Raw genomic sequence first — 18,239 nt, forward strand, 5'->3', positions numbered from 1 at the left:
GATTTTTCCCGTAGTTATCCGTGCTGTTTCCGCTCCATCCGCGTAATCCGCGGCAAGGCTGTTTTTTTTGTTTGCTGTTGTTCGTTTCAGTCGCCCGCGCGTTCCTGTATCCGCACCGGTCGTGACGCGCTCCGACAGAGCTGCTCGCCCGCCCGGCAATAGCTCGTCAGCAACGTGGCGGTGAGCGGCACCAGGGTACGGGGCAACACCAGCGACACCTCGCCGGTGAAATAGGCACTGTCCGGCGTGATGCCGTGGCCGACGAAGGCATGCCGGGCGCCGTCGGTCATTTCCAGGACGGGCGGCTGCAGGGCATTGATCTGATCCCCCGGCGACGCCAATACCGTGAGAATCACCGAATCGCCGCGAAAATTCACGCGGATGTCGGGCCCCAGATCACGCTCCGATGCAGCCCCGCGCGTGAAACCCCGCAACGCCGCACCGATGCCTTCACTTGCTCCCGACGCCGCATCCGTTGCAACCCCATCCGGCGTCGCACTCCGGGCCGCGTCGCCCGAAGCGCGACCGGAATCACACGCCGTCCCCGCGAAGGCGAGGACGGCGAGGAAAGCAGAGGAGAAACGCCGGCTGTGGGACATATCTGAAATATAGCCTCGTCGGATCGGGACTCCGGTCGTCAACCCGATCGAGAATTCCTGAGCAATCCCTCAGCAGTCGATCACGACCCCGGCTGACGCCGCGGGGGAGCCGGCAGTGTACCCTTGTTGGCGATCGCCTTGTTGATCGCGTCCACGGTGACGCCAGTCCGGAACTCCACGATCCGACGGGCGAGCTCGGTGTTCTTCTTGCGATCGGCAATCGACACCCCGTTGATCGTCGCCTTGCCTGCCTTCACGCGTTCGTCGAACCGCACACTCTTCGGATCGTCGAGGAACATGTTGAGCGTGATGATCGCATCGTCGTGCAGATTGTCGGAGGCGCCTTCCACGAGGCCATGTGACTTCATGTACTCGGTCACACCTGCGTAGTCGTAGTACTCCTGCACATGGGCCACCACCGGCGACCCCTGCCAGATCTGCGTGAGGGAATCGGCCACGAAACGCTGCCCGCCCTGATTGCCGCCGCTGTCACCGATGAGGATGATGTTCGTGAAGCCATGCACCTTGAGACTGTGTACCAGATCGGTGAGCAGGCCGCGGAATGTGGCTTCGCGCACGGTCATGGTGCCCGGCGAGACCATGTGTCCCGTTGGTGGTTCGAAGCCCCCTTCGGGCACGAACTTCACGATGGGCGCACACAGCGCATTGCCGAGTTTGCGGGCGATCGCTTCGCAGTTGGCATGCAGCACATAGTTGTGTTTGCCCGTCGCCAGCCACGGCCCGTTGGGCTCCATGCCGCCGGTGGCGATGATCACCGTGGTCTTCCCCGCCTTGAGGGCATCGCGGATGTCCATCCACGTCATTTCCTCGAGCCAGACCGTATTGGGAGCCGGCAGGGGATTGGGCGTATCGACGCAGTTGTAGGGGTTCTGCGCGCAATTGCCGCCCCCTCGTGAACGGGGATCACGCGCCCCGCCCGGCTGAGCATACGCGGTGGAGGCCATCGTCGCGAACACGGCCGCGGACGCCAGGACGGCGGCAACGGACGTGGCGAGCGAAGTACGCGGGGATCGCGTAATAGAAAGGTGAGGCATGCTGGTCGTACCGGTGGGAGAGAAAGCAATGCGGTGGGACGCGGCGTGATGACAGCCGACCGCACGACATTGCGTCTTTCCGCGCGGTCGCGCCAGTTTCACGACGCAGATTTCGTGATGCTTTTTCCGTTGCGCTCCCTCCTTCCCGGCGCTGCAATGTTCCATCTTCCGCCCACTGTCGGACGCGTGTTCATGCCCCGCTCTTCTCTGGTGCGCACATTGGCGTGCACCGCCCTGTTCGCCGCGCCGCTGGCTCTGGCGCCGTCCCATTCCCTGCAGGCCCAGGCCGCGTCAGGCGGGGCCCCCGTGGTGGACGTCAAGACACTGGCCGAGATCCATGTCGCGATCACTGCCGTCAACGATTCCGCCGATGCCCGACAGGCACAAGCCAAGAACAAGACCGGCGAAGCCCAGCACGAACTCGCGGTCAAGAAGCGGGAACTCATCGCCGAGGTGCTCAAGGCGAGAGGACTCACGGACAGCGCCTATCAACGCCAGCGCTTCATGGTGAGCACCGACGTCGAACTGCGCGCCCAGTTCGACAGTCTCGTGGCGAAGATGACCGGCGCGCCGTTGCCGGGTCGGGTGGCGGCACCGGTGGCCCCCGGCTTCGTCGCGGCCAGTGCCCTGCCACCCGGCATGGTGGGGACGCACATCGGACATGTCACGACCAGCTTCGTGGACACCCCCGAAAAGGTCGGCTTGCTGCCGCTGGCGTTCAGCGAAGCGCAGGTGGCTTCACAGCATGCGGCGCTGGCCACACGCGCAACGAGTGATCTGGCCGCCATGAAGCTGCACGCGGGCCATGTGCTGCACGCCGTCGATCCCACGGTCGTCACCACCGGCCCCGGCAAGGGGTTTGGCGTGAAGCGGGCCGCCCTGGGCGTGGCGCAGCACATCGAACTCGCGGCCAAGGAGCCCGGCGCGTCTCCCAACGTGAAGATCCATACCACGCACATCGCCACGGCGGCGCGCAGCACGGCGGCGCGGGTCGATCAGGTGGTGGCGCTGGCGAAGAAGATCCAGGAAACCAACGACGTGAAAGAAGCCGCGACGCTCACCGGTCAACTGGCGTCGCTGGCATCACAGTTGGCCGCCGGTGCCGACACCAACGCGGACGGCCGTATCGACTGGGGCAATGGCGAAGGGGGACTGCAGCAGGCGCAGGAACACATCACCCTGCTCCTGGCGGGTGAGAAGAAGTAAGCCGATTCCATCACGGCGGTGAACGACGAGGGGGCCACGGCAGTGCCGTGGCCCCCTCGTGCATTTCCGCAACGTCTTCAGCGCGTCTTCAATGCGTTCGTCAGCTCAGCAGGACACGCAACGGTGGCTGTTCTTCGCGCCCATCTTCTCGAGCAACTGGATCGTTTCGGGGAAGGGACGCAGACGTTCGACCGGTCCGTTGGCCATGTCCACCGTGGTGCGGAAATCACGGCTTACAGCCTTCGGATCGGCACCCTTGCTCACGAGATAGTTGATCATCTCGTTGTCGCCACGGGCTGCCGCATGATGCAGCGGTGTGTAGCCGTTGATATCGCGCTGATTCACGTCGTGATGCAGCTCTTCCACCAGATACTTCATGACCGGCATCCAGCCGTCCGGTGCATGGCGGTGCGAGTTGCCCGCGAAGCCGTTGCCGTATCCCACACCCGCCGCGGCATGAATGGGATACACGCCGATACCCGGGGGGACCGCCTTCGACGCGGAATCGATGGACGGGTCGGCCGGCGTTGCCGGCGGACGGCCGAATCCACCACCTCCACCCCGACGGGCGGTGGTCGGCGCCTTGTACTGCGGAATCGTATCGTTGGCGCCCGCCGCCTTCAGCATCTTCATGGCTTCGAGATCGACCGCGTACGTCGCGCGCCAGAACGGCGTCGTGCCATCGAGCGCTTCCAGTCCGCAGTTCGAGTTGCCGCAGTTGCTGAAACCGAAGAACCAGAGGTTCTTGCGCAGACGCACATTCACATCGGCCCCGGCCTTGATGAGCGCATCCATCAATTCGAGGTGTGTGGTTTTCTGCGTCTGCAGCGCCTGCGGCTGCGGATACCGCGACTTCGGATGCCAGGTGATGTTGATGGTGGCATACAACGGCGTCAGACCGTGAATGCTTTCGATCTTCGCGTTCGCGCCACGCTTGATCAGCGCCATCGCGAGATCGAACTGTCCGTTGATGGTGGCCATGAGCAACGGACTCACGCTGTCGCTGACCGCCACTTCATTGATGTCGGCGCCACCATCGATGAGCGCCATCGCCGCGGCGGTGTTGCCCTGGCGTGCGGCATGCAGCAGGGCCGAAAGGCCACCCATGCTGCCCACGGTCGCTTCATAACCGGCCTGGAAGCCGTTCGTCGTGTCGGCCGGAATGATCGTTTCGACCTTGCCGTCGACTTTCTGACTCGGGTTGTAGATCGTGCGACCGGCGAGGATGGCTTCCTGCACCTGCGACGGCGTGAGTGCCGCCACCGGCGGTGCCTGGACCCCCACCTTGAATCCCTTCGCACTGTCCGCCGCGGGTTTCGCCGCCGCTGCGGTGCCAGCAGCACCACCAGCCGCGGCACCACCGGCCGGCGCCGCAGCACCAGCGGGAGCCGCCGCCTGGTTCCCGGCCGGCGTCCCCCCACGGGAAGCGCCCTGGGCGCCCGCGGGTGCGGCCGGTGCCGCACTGGCGCGCAGACGGGCCTGCGCCGCCTGTTCCGCCGCCTGCTTCTCGAACGCCTTGATCACCGAATCGCGTGTCTTCTCCGGCAGGTAGCTGAACAGCACTTCGTTGCGCTTGCGCGCCGCGGCCTGCTCACGCGACAACTCTTCGGTCAGATCGATCGTGCGCGTCCGGATGGATGCATCCGCGCCGGCCGCGAGCAACGCCGTCACGGCGCCCGCCCGGTCCGCCGCCGCGGCGAACATGAGCGGTGTCTGCCCCCACGTCGGCTCCGTCGCGTTCACATCCGCCTTCTTCGCCACCAGCGCCTTCACCGCCACCACATCGCCCGACTGGGCGGCCAGATGCAGCGCCGTGGCGCCGGTTTCCGTTCGTGCCCCCGGATCGGCGCCGGCCGCGAGCAGCGCCTGCACCACCGCGCCGCTCGCCGAACGCGCGGCGACATGCAGCGGCGTGTACCCGCCGTTGCGCGTGACCGGCGTGAGCTTCGCCCCCGCCTTGATCAACGCACTCGCCATGGCTGCATCGCCACGCTCCGCGGCCCAGTGCAGCGCGGTCATGCCATCGCCCAGCGGCACGTTCACGTCCGCCCGTTCGGCGATGAGTGACCGCACCGCCGCCAGGTCCCCACGCTGCGCCGCCTGCGCCACCGCCGAAGACGCCACGCGCGGCGACGACGAGGAAGAGGACACCCGCATCACCGGCTTCGCGTCCTGACCAGCGACCGGAGACACCGTTCCCGCCAGCAACACCGCGGCTCCCGCGAGCCGCATCGACCACTGTGTGCGCATGTCCATCGTCACCTCAGGCGTACATCGCGAACGGGGACACACTGTCGCCGAAGCTCGGCGCGTCGATCCCGTAGTTGTGGAGCAGCGTGAGGAACACGTCGGCCATCGGCGTGCCGTCGGGCGCCTTGAGGTGCACGTTGCGCGGCAGACCGGCCTGCTGACCGCTCAACAGAATGAGCGGGCACCGACGGTGGTTGTGCACGTTGCCGTCCGCCATCGGCGAACCGTACATGATCGTCGTGTTGTCGAGCAGGTTGCTGTCGCCTTCCTTCGTTTCCTTGAGACGCTCGAGGAAGTACGGCAGCATCGACACGTGGTACTTGTTGATCAGGTTGAACTCCATGATCGCCTGCTCGCGGCCACCATGGTGCGACGCGGGATGGAAGCCCTTGTTCGTGCCGCTTTCGGCAAACACGCGGCTCGAGGCGTCGCGGCCGGTCTTGAACGAGAACACGCGCGTCATGTCCGACTGGAACGCGAGCACCTGGATGTCGAACATCAGCTTCATGTGCTCCTCGAAGCTGTCCGGCACCCCGGCGGGCGCTTCCGGAATCAGGCGCTCCTCACCGCTGCTGTTCTTCGCTTCCACCTTCTCGATGCGACGCTCGAGTTCCCGCACGTTCTCGAGATACTGATCGACACGGCGCCGATCGGCGGCGCCGAGATCGCGCTTGAGCGAGTTGATCTCCCCCACCACCCAGTCGAGGATGCTGCCGTTGTCCTTGCGGCGCGCCGAGCGGTCCGCGTTGTTCGCGCCGGCGCCGAACAGCATGTCGAAGGCGGTGCGCGGATTGCGGATCATCGGCAGCGGTTCGGTGGGCGACGCCCAGCTGATCGTGTCGGTGTACGCGCAGGCATAGTTGTAGAAGCAGCCGCCCGCCTGATCGAGGTTCTCGATGCAGAGCTGCATCGACGGCAGCGGCGTGTCCTGTCCGATCTTGCGCGCGACGATCTGATCGAACGACGTGCCCACGAACAGATCCGAACCCTGCGTCTGTTTCGGATGCGACTGCGTGAGGAACACCGCGCTCGAACGGAAATGGTCGCCGCCGATTTCCGGCGCATCGAACGCCTCGGCCATGCGCACGTCGGTGTTGCTCACGATCGTGAGATTCTCGCGCCATCCGTCCAGCGGAATCAGCGCGCCTTCCGGATTGAGCGAGAACTGCCGGCCCACCCCTTCCGGTGCCCACAGATGTTTCGACGCGCCCCACGTATTGCTGCCGGCCGCGCCATGCACGGACTCGATGCAGACGAGACGCTTGTGGCCGGCGACGGCTTCACCGCCACTCTTCGACAGGAATCGGCCGGCCGGCTCCATCGCGTCGAGATAGGGAATGGCGATGCTGGCGCTCATGCCGCGCAGGAACGTGCGGCGGGCGAGTGTCTTCTGCGTGAGGAATTCCATTGCGAAGGCTCCTTGGGGCGGGTTCGGGTCGGCTCAGTTGTTCTGGGACGCGTCAGCCGACACGGGCTCGGCGCGCTTGGAGTGGAAGGCTTTGCTGTTTACGACACCCATCACAAACGCGGACATGCGGTACTGCTGCTTCGCGGCCTGCCGTTCGATCGATCGAACGGTGGGCTGATCATAGTCCTCCACCCGGCGACCGAGGGCGTAGGCCATGAGGTTCTCGGTGAAGTTGCGCATCAGCGGGATCGGCCGCTTGAGCAGCGCGTGGCTCAGATCGGTCGGCGTGTTGATCGCCGTGCCGTCGTACAGCTTGCCACGCGTGTCCAGCAGCGCGCCGTTCTCGCGATACCGGAGCTTGCCCGTCACGTCGAAGTTGTCGAGCGCCAGACCGATCGGGTCGATGAAGTTGTGACACGAGTTGCAGGAGGGATTCTCGCGGTGCATCTCCATGCGCTCGCGCGTGGTGAGCTGCTTGCCCTCCTTCGCGCCGGCCGTCTGCTCGAGGTCGGGCACGTTCGGCGGCGGCGGCGGCGGCGGCGCACCCAGCAGCACCTCCATCACCCACTTGCCTCGCAGCACCGGCGACGTGCGGTTGCCGAGCGAGGTCTGCACCAGCACGCTGCCCTGACCGAGCACCCCGCGACGCTGGTCGTCGGCATAGGCGACTTTGCGGAAGTGCGTGCCCACCACACCCGGAATGCCGTAGTGCTTGGCGAGCCGTTCGTTCACGAAGGTGGACTCGGCCGTGAACGCGGTCAGCACACTGCGGTCCTTGCGCACGAGGTCTTCGAAGAAGAGCTCGGTCTCCCGCTCCATCGACTCGGCCAGTTGCTGATCGAAGTCGGGGAAGAGGAAGGCATCGGGGTGCACCTTCTCGAGATCCTGCAGACGCAGCCACTGCGCGGCGAATCGGGTGGACAGCGCTTCGGCACGCGGATCGGCGAGCATGCGCTTCACTTCGGCGTTGAACACCGCCGGCGTGGACAGACGCTTCTGGCGCGCCAGCGTGAGCAGCCGTTCGTCGGGGATCGTGCTCCAGAGGAAGAACGACAGACGCGACGCGAGCTCGAGATCGTCGATGCGGTAATCCTTGCCCGCCGCCGCATTGTCGGGCTCACGCTCGATGCGGAAGATGAAGTGCGGGCTCACCAGCAACGCCTGCAGTCCCAGGCGCACGCCTTCTTCGAACGGCTGGTCGCCACCATTGGCGACGCCCCGATCGTAGAAGGTCATCAGCGCCTTGCGATCGCTCTCGTTGAGCGGACGACGGTAGGCGCGTGTGGCCAGGCGGGTGAGGATCGATTCCGCGCAGGTGCGCTGGGCCGCGGCCCCCTGCGGGTTGCAGGTGAAGATCGCCTTGCGGCTGGGCGAGTCGGAAAGCCCGGTGATCTTTGACGGCCCCATGATGAGAAATTCCATCAGATAGGCCGGCTCGGTGGTGCCCGCCGCGCCCGTGCCGCTGGACGCCCGCGACCACTCATGCGGCTTGATGAGATCCTCGTACGGTCCCTCGGCCCGGCGCACGAACGCCACCGACACCTTGCGCTGCCCGCCCTTCACGGCGATGGGCTCGGTGAGCAGATAGTCGGCGCCCAGCGGCAGGTCGGCCGATTCGCTGTTGCGCGCCACGCCACGATCGTAGTGCAGCAACGCCACGCGCTCGCCGTCGATGGAGACGTCCACGTCTTCCACCGGACGGCCCACGCCACCGCCGACGTTCACGCGGATCTGGTAGATGCCGTCGGCCGGGAAGGTGTGGGTCACGAGCATGCCGCCGCGCGTGCCGTACGGCGTCCCTTCGACATAGTCCCAGGGATGCTGCGACACGAACGGCGAGATCCGGTAGTTGAACTGGCCCGGCGGCGCCTTGCGGTCACCGATGGCCATGCGGCTCACCGCCGACGCGGCATTCAGGTAGCCCTCGAGCAGCGTGGGCGAGAGCGCCTGGGCGTCGGAGATGTTGTCGAAGTTCGCGCTCTTGGTGTCGAGCGGGAGCCAGTCGCCCGGATCGATCTCGAGGGCCAGCAGGTCGCGCACGACACGCTGGTACTCGGGGCGGTTCAGGCGCTGGAAGACGCGCGTCCCCGGATTGACCGGGATCTCGTCGATCGTCTGTTCCAGCGTCTCCACCAGCGCCAGCAGCGTATCGCCGCCCGGCCGCTTGGATCCCGGCGGGGGCATCATTTCCGCCCGCAGCTTGCGGATCATCTTCTCGGAGACCGACAGCTGGGCCACCGCCGAATCGACCGAATAGCCGCGCAGCGAGAGATTGCCGCTGCGGGCCGCACGCGCCGGGTTGTGACAGGAGCCACAGTAGCGCTGCACCGTCGAGTCGAGCGCGGCCATTTCGATGCCCCGCGCGCCGTACTTGGCCTTGGCCTTCGTGGGAGACATCGGCCGCGCCAGCACGGAGTGCGTACCGGCCACGGGGCCGGGTACAGGAGCCTCGGGCGTTCGCACGGTTGCCGTGCGCACCATCGAGGCCGGGCGCACAGGGTCGGTCGCATTGCCATCACGGGTGGATGACAACGTCGACGGTGACGTCGCCGGATTCAGCAGCGATGTCACCAAAGTCACGGTGGCGGTAATCCCCGACCACGCGAATAAAACCTTCATGCCGGCCACTCCAGACGGGATGGCGTACAGTTCGCCGGGAACTGCACAGAGGTAGAGCCGCATGCTCACCGGTCGATGCGCCCGCATCGGCCGGCCTCACTCGTTCCGGCAGGAAGGAGACCGGAGGAGTGTGTTGCTTGTGATACTTCAGTAATCAGCTGATACGCGCCAGCAGCCCGCAGCGCTGCGCGTCGCAAAAAAGTGCGAGGCGCAGCACCGATGACTGCCGTGGATGCAATGACTATCGGTCGTCTTCGAAGACGCCGCAAGACTCAGTTCGTTGCAACCACACTCGGCAACAACACGGCATGCAGCACGTCGTGCACCGGGGTCGCCACACCGCGCTGTCGGGCGAGACGCACCACGGCGGCAGTCTGTGCATCGAACTCGCTTGGACGCTCGGCGATCAGATCGCGTGCCATCGATGTGAACTCGTTTGGCGGCAAACTGTCGTAGCGCTTCCAGATCTGTTCTTTGGCATCGGCTGGCCACGCAACACCCACTGCCCGCCCCACGGCGATGACTTCGTCGATGGCCTGATCGGTGAGTGCGCGTGTTTCCGGTACGGACCGTACGGTGCCGTACGGCTTGCGCGTGGCCGCTCCCACCACGCCCATGGGCTCGATGAAGAGGAATTTTTCCCAGAGCGCCGTGGCCATGTCGGCCGGAGTCAGCGCCTGAATGCCCGCCGCGCGCATCGCATCGGCCACCACGCCGATCATCGCCGAGACCGCCGCTGGCGGGGTCGCACCGGCGCGCGCGCCGAATTCGAGAATGGGCGTCACCGCCGCATGCCGGATATGCCCCGGACCCGCCTGCTCGGCGATCACCCGGCACAGACCTTCGAGCACGTGATCCGGGCCCAATGCTTCAGCCAACCGGCTGCTGGCCTCGACGCCATTCTGCAGCGGGATCACCACGGTGGCGTCGCCCAGCAGCGTGCGCATGGCCGTGGCAATGCCCGAAACCTGGGTGGCTTTCACGCCGACGAGCACGACATCGACGGGGCCCACCTGTGATGGATCGTCCGTCACCTGTACGGTGGTCAGATGCAGATCGCCATCGATACTGTCCAATCGAAGCCCGTTCCGGGCCAGCGCATCGCGCGTCGCGCCACGGGCGATGAACCACACATCATGTCCGGCCTGTGCGAGACGGGCGCCAAAAACGCCGCCCACCGCCCCGACGCCGAACACGGCCACGCGCAGAGGACGCGTGGCCGTGCCGGGTCCGCTCACGGCTTGCCCAGGGAGAAGCCGGCGATATGCGCGTCGGTGTTGTGCGCCATGCGGAATCCGACCATGCCGTCGGTGCTCTTGAGCTTCCCGGCGGTCACCAGCTCGGCCTTGCTGTAGCTGGCCACTTCGGTGCCGTTGATGATGCAGGACACCTTGTCACCCTTCACCTGCAGGGCGACCTCCTGCGTCACCGGCTTGCCCTTGGCTTCGGCCTTGTGCACGGCATCGTTCGGGCCACCACGCGGTCCGTTCATCTGGAACGGCGCCGGTCCGAACCCGCGCACGATGAAGGTGCCGTTGCCGTACGCGGCGCAGTACAGGTAGCTCGCATTGTCCGTCCCCATATCGTTGCCTGCAATCACGATACCGTACGGGTGCGGATGGGAATTGAGGCCCATGTACTCGCGTTCGGTGAACGTCGCCTTCACGACGTAGTCACCCTTGCCGACCATGGACGGGTTCCAGTACGTCGTGGCCGGGCCGGTCGTGGCGTGCATGCCGGGGCCCATCGTGATGAACTTGGCGCTGTCGACGGTGAGGCCGGCCTTGGCTTCCTTGTCGTCGACCTTGCCCTGCCAGCCGCTCACCTGGATGCCGCCTTTCACGGCCATCGATCGATCTTCCTGCGCATGGACGAGCTGGGGCACCGTCGCGAGGGCGAGGGCCGCCGCGAGGACCGTACCAGCGCCCTTCGTGAGACGCGTCATCCGTCAACTCCTGATCATGAAACGGGGTGGGAGCGGAGCGGCCGACCACACGGACGCTCGGCGGGAAACTGCAATACACCGGTAACCCGGAATGTTTGCGACGGAACGCGATTCGCGATAGATGCCGGACGGATCGGTGACATTTTCACGTTCGCGACCGGGGGAGGGACAAGCGGGGACGGATCGGAAACAACAGAACGGCTTTGCCGCGGATTGCGCGGCAAAGCCGTTTCCGTTTTTAGAGCCCGACTCGCTTACTCGTCAGCCCCGCTCGGCAGTTGTGGCACACCCGTCGCCGAACTGCCGCGCAGCAGTCCCGCCGAGGCGTAGACGGCGAGTTTTTCGCGCGTGTCGATGATGTCGAGGTTGCGCATCGTGAGCTGGCCGATGCGGTCGAGCGGCGAGAAGTACTCCTGGCCCTTCTCCATCGTCAGCCGCTCGGGCTTGTACGTGAGGTTCGGGCTCGACGTGTCCATGATCGAGTAGTCGTTGCCCCGACGCAGTTCGACCGTGACCTCGCCCGTCACAGCGCGCGCCACCCAGCGCTGCGCCGATTCCCGCAGCATCAGCGACTGCGGGTCGAGCCAGCGTCCCTGATACAGCAGCCGCCCGAGCTTCTTGCCGTTGATGCGGTACTGCTCGATCGTGTCCTCGTTGTGGATGCCCGTCACGAGGCGTTCGTAGGCGATGAACAGCAGCGCGAGGCCGGGCGCTTCGTAGATGCCGCGGCTCTTCGCTTCGATGATGCGGTTCTCGATCTGGTCGGACATGCCCAGCCCATGACGGCCGCCGATCACATTCGCTTCGGTGAAGAGCTCGAGCGCGCTGCCGAACTCGCGGCCGTTGAGCGCGACGGGATAGCCCTCTTCGAAGCGGATGCTCACCGTCTCCCGCTCGATCTTCACATCGTCACGCCAGAACGCGACACCCATGATGGGCTGCACGATGTGCATGCCCTTGTTCAGGAACTCGAGATCCTTCGCCTCGTGCGTGGCGCCAAGGATGTTGGAGTCGGTGGAATACGCCTTCTCCACCGACATCTTGTACTCGAAACCCGAGGCGATGAGATACTCCGCCATCTCCGTGCGGCCGCCCAGTTCGTCGATGAACTGCTGGTCGAGCCACGGCTTGTACACGCGCAGATTGGGGTTCGTCAGCAGCCCATAGCGGTAGAACCGTTCGATGTCGTTGCCCTTGAACGTGCTGCCGTCGCCCCAGATGTTGACGTCGTCCTCACGCATCGCCGCCACGAGCATGGTGCCGGTGACCGCGCGGCCCAGTGGCGTGGTGTTGAAGTACGTCTGTCCCGCCGTGCTCACGTGGAACGCGCCGCATTGCAGCGCGGCCAGCCCCTCGGCCACCAGTTGCGAGCGGCATTCGACCAGCCGCGCCTTCTCGGCCCCATAGGCCATTGCCTTGCGCGGGATCTCGTCGTAGTCCGACTCGTCGGGCTGGCCCAGGTTGGCGGTGTAGGCGTACGGGATGGCGCCCTTGGCACGCATCCAGTGGAGCGCGGCGCTGGTATCGAGACCACCGGAGAAGGCGATACCGACCTTTTCACCGACGGGAAGACGCTGGAGGATGTTGGCCACGGGAGTGCGGGCTGAGACGGGAACGGAGAAAACGGCGCCGGGAAGTTAACAGGTTCCGGGGAAACCATGACGGTCCGGCGGGCGCTTTCACGCAATGCCGGGTGTGAGCGGCCCGATCACGTTCCGGGTCACCATCCCTTGCGCCCTCTGCCGGATATCCCATGAAGGAAGCCCAGTACCAGAAGACCGCGAATGGCTCCAACGTCACGTTCACGGTCACCCCCGCCGGCAGACCCAGTCTCGGATGCAGTGGGGGACTGTTCTACATCCTCCTGGGGTTTCTCGCCGGCATGCTGGTCGGCGCCGTGGTGAACGAGACCGTGGGCATGCTCGTCGGCGTCGGCGTGTTCGCCTGGTGTCTGCTCAAAGTCGACTTCCGGCCCAAGCTGCACCGCACACCGTCCAGTTTTGTCGTCTCGCCCGACGGCATCACGGTGAAGGGCATGCTGTACCCGGCGGCGGACATCCATCATCTCGCCATACGCAATCACTACGACCGTTCGCAGGAAATCGTCCTGACCGGTCAGACCATCTCCACCGGCACCGGGATGGGCGTCGACATCAAACACGCCCTGCAGCAGGTGACATATCTGCTGCAGCTCGAAGTCGGTGGAAAGGCGCACGTTCTCGCCGCCGGATTGGACGAGACGACCGCCCGAGGCCTGCACACCGATGTGCTGCGGGCGATGGGTGCGCAAGGGTCGGTGGCGTGAGTCTCCCGAACCGTTACCAGCAGGGAACGAGAGGGAGCGGCCGGGACCGCTAAATGGTCCACCCCGCTGGTGAAGCGCGGGCGGGAGTGGATACTTTCGGAGATGACGCGCGACCGGTGGCATCTCCGACACGGCACGCTGGCGGGCGGCGTGCGCAGCCTGTTGCCGGTGGCCGTGCTCGTCCTGGGACTGCTCCTGCCGGCGGTCACCACGGCGCAGTCATCTCCGCCGTCCGACAGCCGTTACACATCCAGGGCCGACTCGATCTTCCGCGCGGGTGAAGCCCTCGAGCGGGATCAGCCGCTCGAAGCGCTGCGTCGCTACCGCACCGCCGGTGCGCTCGCCCTCCGCACCGGCGATTCCGTCACCCTCGCCAATGCGCGCTACCGCACCGGTATCACGTTCTGGGGACGGAATATCTACGACAGCGCCCTGCTGCATCTCGACTCGGCGCTCGCGGTGCGTCGCCGCCTCGACGATGAAACGGAGCTGGCCCGTGTCTACAACGGCATCGGCGCCTCGTATTACCAGCTCGGGATCTACGAACCGGCACTCGAAGCCTTCGTCCAGGCGCTGCGCATCCGGCGCACGTCGCGCGACAGCATGGGACTGGCCCGCACACTCACCAACATCGGGAAGGTGTACCACGATTGGGGGCAGCTCGAGCGCGCACGGGTCACGCTCCAGGAAGCCACGCACGTCGCCGAACAGTTGAAAGGCGGCGCCGCGGCGCTGGGCTATGCCCTCAACAGTCTGGCCATGCTGGAGATCGATCGTGGCAACTTCGGCGAGGCGAGACAGCTCATTGCCAAGTCGATCGAAGCCTACGGACGCCCCGGTGGCCGCGGTTCCACCGCCGACACCGTGGAGAGCTGGGAGTTCAATGCCGCCAGCCAGGGTGTCCTGCTGCTGCGCGAGGGCCGGCCGCAACAGGCCAGGGTCGTTCTCGACTCGGTCCTGCAATCGGCCACGGCTCGCGGCAGTGACCGCGCGCGGGCCCGTGCGCTGCTCTACCTGGGTGAAGCACGGATGCAGCTGGGCGACATGACCGGTGCGCGCACCGAATTCACCGAGTCGCTCGCCCTCTCCCGCATCGTGGGCCAGCGGGTCATCGCACTGGAAGCGCTCGATCATCTGTCCGAACTCGAATACGCCGCCGGCAATGCCCACGCGGCCGTGGGGTATCTGCGCGCCTTTCGTGTGCTGCGGGACACCATCTTCGATCAGGACGCGGCGTTGCGTATCGCATCGCGCGAAGCCCGTGCCGAAACCGATGCCGCCCTGCGCGCCAACATGCAGTTGCAGTCCCGTGGCGTGGAACAGCAGGTTCTGATCTCGCGCCAGCGCAGCACCGTGATCATGGGCAGTATCATTCTCGCCCTGGTGTCGGCGCTGCTGCTCATGCTCGTGTACAACCAGCGCCGCGAACGTGCCCGCGCGGCGGCGCTCGCGGCGGCCAACGCCGAACTCGCTTCGCTCAACGAAGAGCTGCGGGCGGCGCTGGCGGATGTGCGTACACTCTCCGGCTTCATCCCGATCTGCGCCAACTGCAAGAAGGTGCGCGACGACCGCGGATACTGGGAGGCCGTGGAGACTTTCGTGGCCGAGCGTTCCAATGCCACTTTCAGCCACAGCATCTGTCAGAGCTGCGGTCCGAAGTTGTATGGCGACCTCTGGCCGGGGCCACTATCGGGCTGATGGATCATGGACTCTTTCGAGCGCTCTCCACACGGTTCCTCCACGTCGGGAGAGCCGCAGGCTTCCGCTGACCCGTCGCACACGGTCACCGGCCGTCATCTGCTCGTCTGCATCGCGGGCCCCGATCTGCACAAACGCATTCTCGTGGGCTCCGCGGCCGTGCAACTCGGCACCTCCGCCGACTGCGCCGTGCTCAGCGACGATCCGGAAGTGGTCGGCGCGTTCGCGCGGATCCGGCTCGAAAACAATCAGGTGCGCATCGACGCCCTGGGCACGCTGCCGCTCTATATCGACGGGCATTCGTCGTCCACCGTCCTCGCGCGGGCGAGGCAGCAGGTGCGCATCGGCCGCTCGCTGTGGGAAGTGCACATCGCCACCCAGCCGGTGTCGGTGTTCGACTTCGTCAGTCGCATGGGCGATCATCTGTCCAACGCGGCCGGCATCGAGAAGCCCGCCGAATGGAACGCCGGCGAGATGTTCGCCGATGTCACCAAGAAACACGACGACAGCGAGATCGAAGCGAACTTCACGGTGGGCACCGCGCTCACCACGCCACAACTCGGCGAGATCGACAGTCGCTGGCCCAAACCCTGGTTGTTCGTGCGCGTGTGCCTGCTCTCGCTCGCGCTCTACTGGGGATTTCTCTTCGCCTGGGACCGGTTCCACAATGTGAATCTCATTCCCGGGCTGATCATGATCGGCTCGGTCGCGATCCCGGTGTCGCTGCTCATTTTCTTCTTCGAAGTGAATGTCCCGCGCAACATCTCGCTGTATCAGGTGATCCGCCTGCTGCTCACCGGCGGTCTCGTCTCGATCGTCATCTCGCTCTTCCTCTTCGACTGGACCGAAGGACTGTCCAACTGGCTGGGTGCGGCCAGCGCCGGCATCGTCGAGGAGACCGGCAAGGTGTTGACGTTGCTGCTGGTGGTGCGCGAGAAACGTTTCCGCTGGACACTCAATGGTCTGCTGCTGGGGGCCACCGTGGGTGCGGGTTTCGCGATTTTCGAATCGGCCGGGTACGCCCTGCGCGCGGCACTCGGCCCCGGTGGCGACGTGGCCATGCGCGACACCATTCTGAACCGCGGTGTGCTCACGCTGCTCGGCGGTCATGTGCTGTGGACGGGTCTCACCGGCGCCGCGCTCTGGCGCGTGCGGGACAATCGTCCGTTCGACCGCAGCATGTTCGGCGACCCGCGTTTCCTGCGCGTACTCGGGGTGTGCATGCTGCTGCACATGACGTGGAACGCCGACTTCGCGCTGCCCATCGTGGGGTACTACGGCAAGTTCATGGTCCTGGGCGCGGCCACCTGGTTGCTGGTGCTGGGGATGATCCAGAGCGGACTCAAGCAGGTGCGTGAAGCACAGGCCGAGGAGGCCATCCGCCGATCGGGGCAGATGGAGGCCACCATCATCCCGATCTCCTCGGCCAGCGCTCGATGAGCGCAGAACACGCCCCGATCGCTTCCTGATCGCCCTCTGATCACCGCTTGAGCTCCGCGCGTTCCGGCGATTGCTTCCAGAGATGACCACCACGCTCCCGCTTCCCACGCCGCTCGTGAGCACCGACTGGCTCGCGACACATCTGTCACACCCCTCCATTCGTGTCGTGGATGCGAGCTGGTACATGCCCGCATCCGGACGCAACGCGCGCGACGAATACGCGGCCGCGCGCATTCCGGGCGCCGTGTTTGCCGACATCGACTGGTTGAGCGACGAACACGCGCCGTATCCGCACACGGTGCCGTCACCCGAGGTGCTGGCCACGAAACTCGGCGCGCTGGGCATCGGCAGTGAACATGCCATCGTCGTGTACGACGGCTCCGGTCAGCACTTCAGTGCCCCGCGTCTCTGGTACATGCTGCGCGCGCTCGGCCACGACCATGTGGCGGTGCTCGACGGCGGCCTGGTGAAGTGGCGCGCCGAGGGACGTGAGACGAACAGCGCATCGGAATCGCCGTCGCCCGCGGTCTTCACCCCTCGCCCCGATGCCGCGCGATGGCGCGATCTCGTTGCGATGCGTGGCAATGTCGAAGCACACAACAGCGGCGCGCGTGCCGAACAGGTGGTGGATGCCCGTTCACCGGGTCGCTTCAGCGCCGCCGAGCCCGAGCCGCGTGCGGGCGTGCGCGGCGGACACATTCCCGGTGCACGCAACGTGCACTACGCCACGCTGGTGAACAGCGACGGGGTGATGCTCCCACCCGATGCCCTGCGCGCGCGCTTCGCCGATGCCGGCGTGCAACTCGATGCGCCCATCGTGTGCAGTTGCGGCAGCGGTATCACGGCCTGCGCGGTGGCGCTGGGGCTCGAAGCGGCCGGTGCAAAACAGGTGGCCGTGTACGACGGCAGTTGGACGGAATGGGGCAGTCAGACGGAAACACCGGTGGAGACGGGACCGGCGCAATAGTCCCGTCTCCCGGCATGTCGTTCCACGTGTTGTTCTACATGCCGTTCTACATGCCGTGCTGCGTGTGATACGTGCGACAGGTGCGAGGCGGGGGGGGGTATTACTGCCCCAGCTTCGCATCCGCGCTGAAGCGCCCCGGGCCCGCGAGGAAAATCACCAGGAACGCCCCGAAGAAGAGGAACGGCAATTCCCCGTTGCCTTCGCCCTGCAGCTTCCCGCCGTGCGCCGAGAGGAACGCGGTGGCCATCGTGACCATCACCGCCAACGCGGCCCAACGCGTGGCCAGGCCGATGACCACCAGCAGCGCGCCGATGAATTCGGCACCGGCGGCCAGCGCCAGCGACACCGTGGGTCCCAGACCGAACGGGTCGGCGAACTGCACCGGATCCGCCGACAGCCAGCCGATCTTCATGAAGCCGTGCAGACCCGCGAGCGACAGACCGAACCACACCCGCAACAGCAGCAACGCCAGATCGTTCTGCACCGGAACCGCATCCAACCTGAGCAGCGAACGTACACCAGACATAGGACTCTCACCAGAAAAGGGACCGATACGCCACCGCACCTTCCGGCAGCGCCCAGGGTTCACAACGAGCTGGTAAGTTACGCCTGACGGGCATGCCTCCGGTATGTCCTCCGTATTCATCCGGAGGACATCGAAGACATCCGGAAGATCTCCGGAAGACATCCGCGGGATTGTTGCACACGTCCTCTGCTTTCTCACGCGTTCGTTCTCTCGACGGTCGT

The 18,239-nt window shown here is 65.7% G+C and carries 14 protein-coding genes; 5 read left to right on the plus strand and 9 right to left on the minus strand.

Translation table 11 applies throughout. The annotated features are described in order from the left end of the window. Positions 1-86: 86 nt before the first annotated feature. Positions 87-599 (minus strand): hypothetical protein, encoded by a 513-nt coding sequence (locus tag WG208_RS04565; protein WP_337170150.1) that lies wholly within the window; start codon positions 597-599, stop codon positions 87-89. Between the two features lie 80 nt (positions 600-679). Then, positions 680-1,654 (minus strand): creatininase family protein, encoded by a 975-nt coding sequence (locus tag WG208_RS04570; protein ID WP_337170151.1) that lies wholly within the window; start codon positions 1,652-1,654, stop codon positions 680-682. A 192-nt stretch (positions 1,655-1,846) separates the two neighbouring features. Between WG208_RS04570 and WG208_RS04575 the strand changes: the two genes are divergently transcribed. Beyond that, positions 1,847-2,860: a hypothetical protein gene (locus tag WG208_RS04575; RefSeq protein WP_337170152.1), complete on the plus strand. Its 1,014-nt coding sequence runs from the start codon at positions 1,847-1,849 to the stop codon at positions 2,858-2,860. Positions 2,861-2,965: 105 nt separating this feature from the next. Here WG208_RS04575 and WG208_RS04580 read toward each other — a convergent pair whose 3' ends face one another. From WG208_RS04580 to argG, 6 genes are all read right to left on the minus strand, one after another. Continuing rightward, on the minus strand, positions 2,966-5,116 hold the full coding sequence (locus tag WG208_RS04580) for an ankyrin repeat domain-containing protein (protein ID WP_337170153.1): 2,151 nt from the start codon (positions 5,114-5,116) through the stop codon (positions 2,966-2,968). A 7-nt stretch (positions 5,117-5,123) separates the two neighbouring features. Continuing rightward, on the minus strand, positions 5,124-6,518 hold the full coding sequence (locus WG208_RS04585) for a DUF1552 domain-containing protein (RefSeq protein ID WP_337170154.1): 1,395 nt from the start codon (positions 6,516-6,518) through the stop codon (positions 5,124-5,126). Positions 6,519-6,551: 33 nt separating this feature from the next. After that, positions 6,552-9,137, minus strand: a complete 2,586-nt coding sequence (locus tag WG208_RS04590) for a DUF1592 domain-containing protein (protein WP_337170155.1) — start codon at positions 9,135-9,137, stop codon at positions 6,552-6,554. Between the two features lie 272 nt (positions 9,138-9,409). Continuing rightward, the gene (locus WG208_RS04595; protein ID WP_337170156.1) at positions 9,410-10,375 is read right to left on the minus strand and encodes a 2-dehydropantoate 2-reductase; all 966 of its coding nucleotides are present in this window, start codon (positions 10,373-10,375) and stop codon (positions 9,410-9,412) included. Then, positions 10,372-11,082, minus strand: a complete 711-nt coding sequence (locus WG208_RS04600) for a hypothetical protein (protein WP_337170157.1) — start codon at positions 11,080-11,082, stop codon at positions 10,372-10,374. Before WG208_RS04600 ends, WG208_RS04595 begins: the two co-directional genes overlap by 4 nt. Positions 11,083-11,336: 254 nt before the next feature. After that, positions 11,337-12,674: an argininosuccinate synthase gene (gene argG / locus WG208_RS04605; RefSeq protein ID WP_337170158.1), complete on the minus strand. Its 1,338-nt coding sequence runs from the start codon at positions 12,672-12,674 to the stop codon at positions 11,337-11,339. Between the two features lie 161 nt (positions 12,675-12,835). On the opposite strand from argG, the gene WG208_RS04610 reads away from it, so the two are divergent. From WG208_RS04610 to sseA, 4 genes are all read left to right on the plus strand, one after another. Next, entirely contained in the window at positions 12,836-13,387 is a 552-nt protein-coding gene (locus tag WG208_RS04610) for a hypothetical protein (protein ID WP_337170159.1), read from the plus strand. A gap of 102 nt (positions 13,388-13,489) precedes the next feature. Beyond that, on the plus strand, positions 13,490-15,085 hold the full coding sequence (locus WG208_RS04615; protein WP_337170160.1) for a tetratricopeptide repeat protein: 1,596 nt from the start codon (positions 13,490-13,492) through the stop codon (positions 15,083-15,085). A gap of 6 nt (positions 15,086-15,091) precedes the next feature. Further along, complete coding sequence (locus WG208_RS04620; protein WP_337170161.1) at positions 15,092-16,525, plus strand: PrsW family glutamic-type intramembrane protease; 1,434 nt, start codon at positions 15,092-15,094, stop codon at positions 16,523-16,525. Positions 16,526-16,607: 82 nt separating this feature from the next. Beyond that, positions 16,608-17,492, plus strand: a complete 885-nt coding sequence (gene sseA / locus WG208_RS04625; protein WP_337170162.1) for a 3-mercaptopyruvate sulfurtransferase — start codon at positions 16,608-16,610, stop codon at positions 17,490-17,492. A 100-nt stretch (positions 17,493-17,592) separates the two neighbouring features. Here sseA and WG208_RS04630 read toward each other — a convergent pair whose 3' ends face one another. Further along, positions 17,593-18,018: a DoxX family protein gene (locus WG208_RS04630; RefSeq protein ID WP_337170163.1), complete on the minus strand. Its 426-nt coding sequence runs from the start codon at positions 18,016-18,018 to the stop codon at positions 17,593-17,595. Positions 18,019-18,239: the final 221 nt, after the last annotated feature.

This window comes from Gemmatimonas aurantiaca (assembly GCF_037190085.1).
In the GTDB taxonomy this organism is placed as follows: domain Bacteria; phylum Gemmatimonadota; class Gemmatimonadetes; order Gemmatimonadales; family Gemmatimonadaceae; genus Gemmatimonas; species Gemmatimonas aurantiaca_A.